Raw genomic sequence first — 11,232 nt, forward strand, 5'->3', positions numbered from 1 at the left:
CACCGTAATTCAAAAGAAGTTTACTGTCACTCAATTGGGAATCAGCGTGACTGCTTCAAAAGGTCATGAATCCGCCGAAAATTTTCAATACAAGGGCCATTCTGTCGTAAAATATTTACTTCGTCTTCGTCTACCTCGACTATTTCGATACAATGCAAATAGGGTGAGCCAAGTCCAACAAAATAACCGGTCGCTTGCGCCGCCATGACGCCCGCCTCTAATTTCAGGAGGGCTTCACTGTTGTCGGGTTCCAAAAAAGAGCCGTGCTCTGTATCTGATTGCTTCGAAATCCATTCGGTCTCCAGCCAATTTCCACCAATGGGTACCAGCCCGAGGGCGCGAAAAAAACGCGATCGGGAATCGCCGAGAGACCAAATTCTGACGGCTCCGCCAGACGAAAACAATGCCACTCCCGTTTCTAGGCCGTCGTAAAAGTCAAACGGTATAATCATCCTAAAATTCGGATTGCGATTTGATCCGCGATGTCGTGCGAACTCGCGCAAGAAATCACTTGAAGAGGTCATGCCACACCTGTGCCAATTCCTTAGTGACAGCGCCACGAAACATCGCTGTACAGTGGTTTGGGCCTTTTGCCGTCTTTTTCTAAGCCAACCCCAGCGGCTTAAAGAGATGAATTACGGTGACAGTGCGCTATTTTCTTCTCTCGTCTGCCTCGTTCCTCCGGTTTGCTCGGCAAGTCGGTCCTGAAATGCCTCGGCAAAAAAGTGCACTGTCACCGTAATTACCCCCGGTAATTCCACAGTCGACAGATCAGTCAGTGCCTGGGGTATGAAATTTCGGACGGCAGCTTTACAAACATCTCTCTACCGACAACATCTTTGATATAGTTATGATCCAGCCGCAGATCGCCGTTCTCGTAACTCTCCTTTATCGCCTTTACTCCGTCGATCCCAACTGTAACCAGCGCGATCGAGAAAGTGTTAAGTATAACTCCAGCCTTATCTCTAAACATTTCTGCTCCCTTTATCGGGACAAATGTGTAGAATTCGTCATAGGATATATAGCCATCTTCCTTCTGAAGCCAATCCGTGTCTGACGATATTTTCCACCAGCCTTTATTTGTTTCTATCGCAATAGTATTAGATCCGGCCAGCATCAAATCGCTAACAAATCTTGCAATGAGATTTTCTGGAACGTACGTATCTCCGATATACATCCTTGGATTTCTGGCTATATGTCCTAGCGCGTCCGTTATTAAATTCAGGTTAGATTCTGAATACGATTTGACCACCGGACGGCTCCACCTATGGATTTCCTGTATATGGCCTCATGTTTATACGCTCAACGGGGAATTATGGTGACAGTGCACTATTTTCTTTTCGTCGCCTGCCCCGTTTGCCCTGGGTTGCTCGGCAATTCAGTCCAGAAATGCCTCGACAAAGTGCACTGTCACCGTAATCCAATACAGCTGGTGCAAATACGCCTCAGGCGCGCGATCAGGCGTATGCCCGATCCACTCGGTCCCATCCGGATATGTCTTGTGCCCGAGATTTTTCCACTTCTCGACCAGCGCTCGAATTTCCCTGTATGCACGAGCATCTTCTTCGCTTGACCATTCTACCTGCGTACTCATTTCCCTTGGTAGCTCCATTTACCCAGGTAATGCGGTGACAGTGCACTATTTTTCAATACCGGCACGGCATCAGCGTGCCGTCGCTGTAGATCATGTGGCCGGCGCGGAAGGTGGCGCGGACGCGTGCGACCGGCTGGCGATCGGCCACGACGAGATCGGCCAGAAGTCCCGTCTCGATGGCGCCACGGTCGTCAAGCCCCAATGCCTTGGCCGGGTTGGTGCTGGTTAGCGCCACGGCCGCCACAAGGTCACCGTCATCCAGCGCCGCCAGGCTGAGCACAGCGGGCAGGATCGAGGCTGGGTGGTAGTCGCTGGCCAGCATGTCGAGCAGTCCGGCCTCATAGGCCTGCCGGGCGGAAAGATTGCCGGAATAGGAATTGCCGCGCAATGCATTGGGCGCGCCCATGACGGTGTGCATTCCGAGCCTGCGGGCTTCTTGCGCCGCTTCCAGGGTCACCGGGAATTCGCTGAGCGCGGCGCCCAGGCCATGGACGAATTCCACCTTCTCCACCGTGTCGTCGTCATGCGAGGCGAGCACGATGCCGCGGGCACGGGCAAATGCCGACAGGTCCTGCAGCGTGCTGAGGACGTCGCCATGTCCGTTTCGACCGGCGATGCGCTGGCCGACGATCTCGGATGCCTCGGCAACGGACATGCCGCGCTCCTTGGCGATGCGGGCGATGTAGAGTTCAACGTCGCGGTACTGCCCCTGTCCGGGCGTGTGGTCCATCAGCGAGATCAGGTGCAGCTTGCCGGCGTCCATCAGCCTTTGCAGCACGCCGATGGCCGCGGCGAAAGTCACCTCGAAGCGGGCATGGATGCGATGATCGACCAACAGGTGGTCCCTCAGTCCGGCAATGGTCTCGATGATATCAGACGTATGCTCTTCCGAGCGCAGCACGCCGCTGGTGACGCTGGCGCCGATGAAGGAGAGCGCGGCATAGGCCGTGGTCACGCCGCAGGAGGCCAGCTTCTTGTCGAGCTCGGCAATGCCGATCGTCATTGGTACGTGGACGCCGAGGCGTGGCTCCACTTCCCTCTCCACCATGTCGCCATGCATGTCGATGAAACCGGGGAGCAGCAGGCGGCCTCCACCCACGATGTCGGCGTTCTCGACAGGCTCGTCGCGGACCTCTTCTATGCGGCCGTTTTCGATCCGGATGGCGCCATTGGCAATGACGTGGTCGCGCAGGACGATTTCGAAATCACTCAGCCACATCTCGTCTCTCTTTGGCTCTATCTCAGGGTTTGAGCATGATCTTCCCCGAAACGGATTCGCTTTGCGGGATCAAGCTCCAGGTCGGCGCGTTGCTGGGCACAGCGGTGCTGCGGATCCTGGAAGACCTGGTCGGCCCCTGTTCCAGCACAAGCCCCTGCGCAGGCATAACCCGGTCGGCTATCGTTCTGATGACACCGAGATCATAGGAGGCCAGGATCATGCTGGTGCGGCGGTGCAGCCATTTCAGCGTGCCAAGCGCAGCGAATGTCGCGATCGCCGGTTATCCCGCATTGCACAATTCCCTCGCTTGGTCACAATGCGGGGCATGGTCCGAACCGCACTCGCCGTCCTGGTGATCGACGAAAACCGCATCCGCGCCGCGATCATCGAGGCGGGGTTGCGCGAGGCCGGCCATGAGCGGGTCACCGTCATCCATGACGTGACCGGCATTGCACGACGGATCGCCGAGATCGAGCCCGACGTCATCGTCATCGACCTCGAAAACCCGAACCGCGACATGCTGGAAAACATGTTCCAGCTGTCGCGCGCGGTGAAGCGGCCGATCGCCATGTTCGTCGACCGCTCCGACCAGGCCTCGATCGAGGCGGCGGTCGATGCCGGCGTTTCGGCCTATGTCGTCGACGGTCTGCGGCAGGAGCGCGTCAAGCCGATCCTCGACATGGCGGTCAGCCGCTTCAACGCCTTTTCGCGCATGGCGCGCGAACTGGAAGAGGCGCGCAGCGAGCTCGAGAGCCGCAAGGTGATCGATCGCGCCAAGGGCATCCTGATGAAGTCGCGCGGCCTCAGCGAAGAGGCCGCCTACACGCTGCTGCGCAAGACGGCGATGAACCAGAACCGCAAGATCAGCGACATCGCCCAGAGCCTGGTGACCGCCGCCGGCTTGCTGGGACCGGCGGAGGACGAATGAGCATGGGCGCCGAGCATCAGATCACTGCCGGCTTCATGCCGCTGTTCGACAGCGCCGTGCTGGTCGCGGCCGGCGAGCTTGGCTTTGCCGCGCGCGAAGGCATCGACCTCACGCTGCACCGCGAGACGTCCTGGGCCAACATCCGCGACCGCATCGCCATCGGCCACTTCCATCTCGCGCATATGCTGGGACCGATGCCGCTTGCCTGCAATCTCGGGCTGACGCCGCTCGCTTCAGAAACCATCGTGCCGTTCTCGCTCGGTCTTGGCGGCAATTGCGTCACCATTTCCAATGCCGTCTGGGCGGGCATGGCAGCGCATGGCGCTGAGCCCGATCTCGACCCGGCGCGCGCCGGTGCCGCACTTGGCGCGCTCATCCGCCAGCGCGTCGCTGCGGGGCGCGACCCGCTGCGCTTCGCCGTCGTGCATCCGCATTCCGGGCACAATTACGAACTGCGCTACTGGCTCGCCGCCTGCGGCATCGATCCGACGCGCGAGATCGAGATCGTCATCGTGCCGCCGCCCTTCATGGCCGACGCGCTGGCCACTGGACGGATCGACGGCTACTGCGTCGGCGAACCCTGGAACAGCGCCGCGGTGGCCGCCGGCACCGGCCACATCGTCACCGTCAAGGCGCAGATATGGCGCAACAGCCCGGAGAAGGTGATCGGCGTGCGCAAGGTCTGGGCCGAGCAGTCCCCCGACGCCTTGGCGGCGCTGCTGCGCGCGCTGCACCACTCGGCGCGCTGGTGCCAGGATCCGGCCAACCATGGCGAATTGGCCGCGGTGATGGCGCAGCCCGGCTTCCTCGGCCTGCCGCCGTCGGTCCAGATGCCGATCCTGACCGGCCATCTCCAATTGGGTGGCGGCGCGGCGCTGGATATCGACGACTTCTTCCTGCCCTTCGACAAGGCGGCGAATTTTCCGTGGAAAAGCCATGCACTGTGGTTCTACACGCAGATGGTGCGCTGGGGGCATGTCGAACACACGCCTGACAATCTCACTATTGCCCGCGACTGCTACCGTCCAGACCTCTACCGTTCGGCGCTGAAGCCGCTTGGCGTCGCACTGCCCGGCGCCAATTCGAAGGTCGAGGGCGCGCTGCGCGTGGCCACCGCGGTCGGCGCGACAGGGGCCGGCCTAGTGCTCGGCCCCGACGGGTTCTTCGACGGCCAGATCTTCGATCCCGACGAGATCGAAGGCTACATTTCCGCCCAGAAATCGGCCCGCAGGGAAGCCTGATCATTTTCGCGCCATTCTTGTGCATTGCACAAAATTTGTGCGTGCGATTGCTCTAATGAACAATCTTTGGCCTGCTCGCCATGTCGTCTGTTGCGTAGGCGGACGGCGCGTTTCATTGATTTCATTGTTATTTCTCCTTTTCGCCGAAACTGGCATGGTTCATGCTTTGAAATAACCAGGCCCCCTTGGGTCACGGAACAGGCGTCCAATGGCGGGCGCCCACAGGCAAAGCTGCCGCTCAGGTCAAGACGCGATCCGGATTTCCGGACGCGAAGGCCTGGCCGGCGGCTTTTTTGTTTTAGGCCAACAATCGACGGCGCGGACCGCGTTCAACCGGAGATGACGATGAAGAAGACAGTGAAGACATGGATCGGGACGGGAACATCTCCCAGGGATGTGACGCGGCGCGATTTTCTGGTCAGCAGTGCGATGACGGCGGGGCTGTTCATGGCCGCCCGCAAGCTCTTCCCCTCCGGCGCCTATGCGGCCACGACATCGCCGGAGGTCACCGGCGCCAAGCTCGGCTTCATCGCGCTGACCGATGCCGCACCGCTGATGATCGCCAAGGAGAAGGGGTTTTTCGAGAAGTTCGGCATGCCCGATGTCGAGGTGCTCAAGCAGGCGTCCTGGGGCGCGACGCGCGACAATCTGATGCTCGGCGGGGCGGCCAACGGCATCGACGGCGCCCATATCCTGACGCCGCTGCCCTACCTGATGCACACCGGCAAGGTGACGCAGAACAACCAGCCGATGCCGATGGCGATCGTGGCGCGGCTCAACTACGACTGCCAGGGCATTTCGGTCGCCCAGGAATACGCCGGCACCGGTGTCGGCCTCGACGCCTCGAAGCTGAAGGAGGCCTTCGCCGCCAAGAAGGCCGCCGGCAAGGACATCAAGGCCGCCATGACCTTCCCCGGCGGCACCCATGATTTGTGGCTGCGCTACTGGCTGGCCGCCGGCGGCATCGATCCCGACAAGGATGTCTCGACCATCGTCGTGCCGCCGCCGCAGATGGTGGCCAACATGAAGGTCGGCAACATGGACGTGTTCTGCGTTGGCGAGCCGTGGAACGAGCAGCTCGTCCACCAAGGCGTCGGCTTCACCGCCACCACGACGGGCGAATTGTGGAAGGGCCATCCGGAAAAGGCGCTCGGCCTGCGCGCCGAATTCATCGACAAATACCCGAACGCCACCAAGGCGATCCTAATGGCCGTCATGGAAGCCCAGCAATGGTGCGAGGCCAAGGAGAACAAGGACGAGATGGCCGCCATCATCGGCAAGCGGCAATGGATGAACGTGCCTGTCGCCGACATCATCGGCCGCCTCAAGGGTGACATCAACTACGGCAATGGCCGCGTCGCCACCGGCACCGATCTCTACATGAAGTTCTGGAAGGGCGGCGTGTCCTATCCGTTCAAAAGCCATGACTCGTGGTTCCTCGCCGAGAACATCCGCTGGGGCAAGTTCGTACCGACAACCGACATCAAGGCGCTGGTCGATCAGGTCAACCGCGAGGATCTGTGGCGCGAGGCGGCCAAGGACCTTGGCGTCGCGGCAGCCGACATTCCGGCGTCCTCGTCGCGCGGCGTCGAGACCTTCTTCGACGGCAAGATCTTCGATCCGGCCAACCCGTCCGCCTATCTCGACAGCCTGAAGATCAAGGCCTCGGCATAGCCTGCGCAAACGGCGTATTGCGCCCTTTGTCGCAACGGCGCCTTGCGCCGTTGCGGAGATCCCGACCAAGGAGTTTTTCCCAGACATGTCGATCCAGACAATCGAGGACTCAACGGTGAAAGCGTTCCCCGCCAAACCAGCGGAGGTCATCGCCTTCAACGCCAAGGCGCGGCGCCGCTTCGATCCGATGATGGTCGCCGGCAAACTGGCGAGCGCGCTGGTGCCGCCGGCCATCGTCATCGCTCTCATGCTGGTCGTCTGGCAAATCGCCTGCTCGTCGCCGACCGCCAGCCTGCCGCCGCCGAGCCAGGTGTGGAACGAGGCTTACGACCTGATCGCGCATCCGTTCTTCAACAATGGCCCGCAGGATATCGGGCTTGCCTGGCGGGTGCTGATCTCACTACAGCGGGTCGCCATCGGCTTTGGCCTGGCGGCGATCGTCGGCGTTGCACTCGGTGCGCTGGTCGGCCAGTCGATCTGGGCGATGCGCGGCCTTGATCCGGTGTTCCAGATCCTGCGCACCGTGCCGCCGCTGGCCTGGCTGCCGCTGTCGCTGGCCGCGTTCCGCGATTCCAGCCCGTCGGCGCTGTTCGTCATCTTCATCACCTCGATCTGGCCGATCATCATCAATACCGCCGTCGGCGTGCGCAACATCCCCGAGGACTACCGCAACGTCGCGCGCATCCTGCGGCTCAACCAGTTCGAGTTTTTCGTGAAGATCATGGTGCCGGCCGCCGCGCCCTACATCTTCACCGGCTTGAGGATCGGCATCGGCCTGTCCTGGCTCGCCATCGTCGCCGCCGAAATGCTGACCGGCGGCGTCGGGATCGGCTTCTTCATCTGGGATGCGTGGAACTCGTCGCGGCTGCCCGACATCATCGTCGCGCTCGCCTATATCGGTGTCACCGGCTTCTGCCTCGACCGACTGGTCGCGGCGGTCGGCGCCTTTGTCACCCGCGGCACAACGGCAAAGTGAGGGAAGCGCCATGACGGCCTATCTGAAGCTCGACCATATCGACAAATCCTTTGCCCGCGGCAACCAGGTCAGCGAGGTGTTGAAGGACATCCGCCTGACCATCGACAAAGGCGAATTCGTCTCGATCATCGGCCATTCCGGCTGCGGCAAGTCGACCTTGCTCAATTTGATCGCCGGCCTGACCAAAGTGTCCGCAGGCGCCGTGCTGCTCGAGGACAAGGAGGTCGACAGCCCCGGACCCGAACGCGCCGTGGTGTTCCAGAACCACAGCCTGCTGCCGTGGCTGACCGTCTACGAAAACATCAACCTGGCGGTATCGAAAGTCTTCGGCCGTTCGAAGAGCAAGGCCGAGCGGCATGACTGGATCATGCGCAATCTCGACCTCGTGCAGATGGCGCATGCCAGGGACAAGCGCCCGGCGGAAATCTCGGGCGGCATGAAGCAGCGCGTCGGCATCGCCCGGGCGCTGGCCATGGAGCCGAAGATCCTGCTGCTCGACGAACCGTTCGGCGCGCTCGATGCGCTGACGCGCGCCCATCTGCAGGACGCAGTGATGGACATCCATTCGCGGCTCGGCTCGACGACGATCATGATCACCCACGATGTCGACGAGGCGGTGCTGCTCTCCGACCGCATCGTCATGATGACCAACGGCCCGGCGGCGACCATCGGCGAGGTGCTTGCGGTGCCGCTGGCGCGCCCACGCCGGCGCATCGAGCTCGCCTCCGACCGGACCTTCCTGCGCTGCCGCGAGGCGGTGCTGAAATTCCTCTACGAACGCCACCGCTTCGTCGAAGCCGCGGAGTAGCATCATGAGCGAAAAACTCGTCATCATCGGCAACGGCATGGCTCCAGGGCGCATGCTGGAGCACCTGCTGGAACAGGCGCCGGGCCGCTACACGGTCACCATCTTCAACGCCGAGCCGCGGGTCAATTACGACCGCATCATGCTGTCGCCGGTGCTGTCGGGCGAGAAGGCCTACGAGGAAATCATCATCCACGGCGACGGCTGGTACATCGCCAACAACATCACCCTCTACAAGGGCCACAAGATCATCGCCATCGACCGGGCGGCGAAGACCGTCACGTCCGATCACGGCGTCACCGAACCCTATGACAAGCTCGTCATCGCCACCGGCTCGGTGCCGTTCATCATCCCGGTGCCCGGCCATGATCTGCCGGGCGTGCTGACCTATCGCGACCTCGACGACGTGCAGGCGATGATGCTCGCCGCGCAGTCGCGGGCCAAGGCGGTGGTCATCGGCGGCGGCCTGCTCGGGCTGGAGGCAGCGGCCGGGCTGAACGCGCAAGGCATGGACGTCACCGTGCTTCATGTCATGCCGACATTGATGGAGCGCCAGCTCGATCCGGCCGCCGGCTATCTCCTGCAGCGCGCCGTCGAGCAACGTGGCATCAAGGTCATCACCAAGGCCAACACAAAGGCGATCACGGGCAACGGCAAGGTCGGACAGGTGGAACTCGCCGACGGCACCGTCATTCCGGCGACGCTGGTGGTCATGGCGGTCGGCATCAGGCCGAATTCGGCGCTTGCCAAGGAAGCCGGCATTGCCGTCAATCGCGGCATCGTCGTCGACGCCGGCATGCGCAGCAACGATCCCGACATCTACGCGCTTGGCGAATGCGCCGAGGTCAACGGCCAGGTCTACGGGCTGGTCGCGCCGCTCTACGAGATGGCACGCGTCGCCGCCCAACAACTGGCCGGCAACGAGGCGGCGGCCTTCGTCCACATGGACACGCCGACCAAGCTCAAGGTCACCGGCATCGACCTGTTCTCGCTCGGCGACTTCGCCGAGGGAGAGGACCGCCAGGAGATCGTGCTGCGCGATGCGGCAGCCGGCGTCTACAAGCGCCTGGTGCTGAAGGACGACCGCATCATCGGTACCGTGCTCTATGGCGAGACCGCGGACGGCGCCTGGTTCAACGACCTCAAGAAGAAGCAGACCGACATATCGGAGATGCGCGACACGCTCATTTTCGGCCAGTCCTACCAGGGGGGTGCCCCGCTGGACCCTATGGCGGCCGTTGCAGCCTTGCCGGATGATGCGGAAATCTGCGGCTGCAACGGCGTTTGCAAGAGTAAGATCACCGGCGCGATCACGGCCAAGGGGCTGACCTCGCTCGACGATGTGCGCGCCCACACCAAGGCGTCGGCCTCCTGCGGCTCCTGCACCGGGTTGGTCGAGAAGCTGATGGTGCTGACCATCGGCGACAAATACAACCCGGCGGCGGTCCAGCCGATGTGCGGCTGCACCACGCTCGGCCATGACGAGGTGCGTCGGCTGATCATCGCCAAGCGCCTGAAGACCATTCCGGCCGTCATGCAGGAGCTGGAATGGACGACCTCCTGCGGCTGCGCCAAATGCCGGCCGGCGCTGAACTACTATCTCGTCTGCGACTGGCCGGACGACTACGCCGACGACTACCAGTCGCGCTTCATCAACGAGCGCGTCCACGCCAACATCCAGAAGGATGGCACCTATTCGGTGGTGCCGCGCATGTGGGGCGGGGTGACGAATGCCGCCGAACTGCGCGCCATCGCCGACGTCGTCGACAAGTTCGAGATCCCGATGGTCAAGGTCACCGGCGGCCAGCGCATCGACATGCTCGGCATCCGCAAGGAGGACCTGCCGGCGGTGTGGGCCGATCTCGGCCAGGCCGGCTTCGTCTCCGGCCACGCCTATGCCAAGGGCCTGCGTACCGTGAAGACCTGCGTAGGCTCGGACTGGTGCCGCTTCGGCACGCAGGATTCGACGGGCTTGGGCATCCGCATCGAGAAATTCATGTGGGGGTCGTGGACCCCGGCCAAGGTCAAGATGGCGGTATCGGGTTGCCCGAGGAACTGCGCAGAGGCGACCTGCAAGGATGTCGGCGTGATCTGCGTCGACAGTGGTTACGAGATCCATTTCGCCGGTGCGGCCGGCCTCGACATCAAGGGCACCGAAGTGCTCGGCCTGGTCAGGACCGAGGACGAGGCGCTGGAGCATATCGTGGCGCTGACGCAGATGTACCGCGAACAGGGCCGCTATCTCGAGCGCATCTACAAATGGGCCAAGCGCATCGGAATCCCCGAAATCAAGCGCCAGATCATGGACGACGATGCCAAGCGCAAGGCCTATTTCGACCGCTTCGTCTTCAGCCAGAAATTCGCCCAGGTCGACCCGTGGTCAGAACGCGTTTCCGGCAAGGACAAGCACGAATTCCGGCCGATGGCTTCGGTCGGGTTTGCGCAGGCGGCGGAGTGATGGAGATGAACTGGGTATCAATTGGCTCCCTCTCGGACATCCCCCGCCGCGGCGCGCGCTGCGTCGACACGCCCGAGGGAAAAATCGCCGTCTTCCGCACCGCCGACGATCAGGTCTACGCCATTGACGACCATTGCCCACACAAGGGCGGGCCGCTGAGCCAAGGCATCGTGCACGGCACGGCGGTGACCTGTCCCTTGCACAATTGGGTGATCTCGCTGGAGACGGGTAGGGCGCTCGGCGCCGACGAGGGCGCGGTGCGCACCATACCGGTGCGGGTCGAGGGCGAGCGTCTGTTCATTGCGCTGGAAGCGCTGGCCAACCGAGCGGCCTGACA

11 protein-coding genes are annotated in these 11,232 nt (G+C 62.1%); 7 read left to right on the forward strand and 4 right to left on the reverse strand.

What is annotated here, in order from left to right; all coding sequences use genetic code 11:
• Positions 1–41: 41 nt before the first annotated feature.
• From AC1DZU_RS06300 to AC1DZU_RS06315, 4 genes are all read right to left on the reverse strand, one after another.
• Positions 42–524, reverse strand: a complete 483-nt coding sequence (locus AC1DZU_RS06300) for a hypothetical protein (protein WP_477282782.1) — start codon at positions 522–524, stop codon at positions 42–44.
• 251 nt (positions 525–775) lie between these two features.
• Positions 776–1,252 carry a hypothetical protein gene (locus AC1DZU_RS06305; protein ID WP_477282784.1) on the reverse strand — a complete coding sequence of 159 codons (477 nt, stop codon included), beginning with the start codon at positions 1,250–1,252 and terminating at the stop codon, positions 776–778.
• Positions 1,253–1,378: 126 nt separating this feature from the next.
• The gene (locus AC1DZU_RS06310; RefSeq protein WP_477282786.1) at positions 1,379–1,594 is read right to left on the reverse strand and encodes a hypothetical protein; all 216 of its coding nucleotides are present in this window, start codon (positions 1,592–1,594) and stop codon (positions 1,379–1,381) included.
• 52 nt (positions 1,595–1,646) lie between these two features.
• The gene (locus tag AC1DZU_RS06315) at positions 1,647–2,813 is read right to left on the reverse strand and encodes an alpha-D-ribose 1-methylphosphonate 5-triphosphate diphosphatase (protein ID WP_477282788.1); all 1,167 of its coding nucleotides are present in this window, start codon (positions 2,811–2,813) and stop codon (positions 1,647–1,649) included.
• A gap of 325 nt (positions 2,814–3,138) precedes the next feature.
• Here AC1DZU_RS06315 and AC1DZU_RS06320 point away from each other — a divergent pair, with 325 nt between their 5' ends.
• The 7 genes from AC1DZU_RS06320 (at position 3,139) to nirD (ending at position 11,230) form a co-directional block, all read left to right on the forward strand.
• Positions 3,139–3,741, forward strand: a complete 603-nt coding sequence (locus tag AC1DZU_RS06320; protein ID WP_477282790.1) for an ANTAR domain-containing response regulator — start codon at positions 3,139–3,141, stop codon at positions 3,739–3,741.
• 2 nt (positions 3,742–3,743) lie between these two features.
• Positions 3,744–4,982, forward strand: coding sequence for a CmpA/NrtA family ABC transporter substrate-binding protein (locus tag AC1DZU_RS06325; RefSeq protein ID WP_477283269.1), 1,239 nt, complete (start codon positions 3,744–3,746; stop codon positions 4,980–4,982).
• Positions 4,983–5,327: 345 nt separating this feature from the next.
• The gene (locus tag AC1DZU_RS06330) at positions 5,328–6,656 is read left to right on the forward strand and encodes a CmpA/NrtA family ABC transporter substrate-binding protein (RefSeq protein ID WP_477282792.1); all 1,329 of its coding nucleotides are present in this window, start codon (positions 5,328–5,330) and stop codon (positions 6,654–6,656) included.
• Positions 6,657–6,741: 85 nt separating this feature from the next.
• The gene (gene ntrB, locus AC1DZU_RS06335; RefSeq protein ID WP_477282794.1) at positions 6,742–7,632 is read left to right on the forward strand and encodes a nitrate ABC transporter permease; all 891 of its coding nucleotides are present in this window, start codon (positions 6,742–6,744) and stop codon (positions 7,630–7,632) included.
• Between the two features lie 10 nt (positions 7,633–7,642).
• A complete protein-coding gene (locus AC1DZU_RS06340; protein ID WP_477282796.1) occupies positions 7,643–8,440 on the forward strand; it encodes an ABC transporter ATP-binding protein in 798 nt (265 codons plus the stop codon).
• A 4-nt stretch (positions 8,441–8,444) separates the two neighbouring features.
• The gene (gene nirB / locus AC1DZU_RS06345) at positions 8,445–10,895 is read left to right on the forward strand and encodes a nitrite reductase large subunit NirB (protein WP_477282798.1); all 2,451 of its coding nucleotides are present in this window, start codon (positions 8,445–8,447) and stop codon (positions 10,893–10,895) included.
• Complete coding sequence (gene nirD / locus AC1DZU_RS06350; RefSeq protein ID WP_477282800.1) at positions 10,895–11,230, forward strand: nitrite reductase small subunit NirD; 336 nt, start codon at positions 10,895–10,897, stop codon at positions 11,228–11,230. The genes nirB and nirD overlap by 1 nt, the downstream gene beginning before the upstream one ends.
• Positions 11,231–11,232: the final 2 nt, after the last annotated feature.

It is taken from the genome of Mesorhizobium sp. P2_A12 (genome assembly GCF_056405075.1).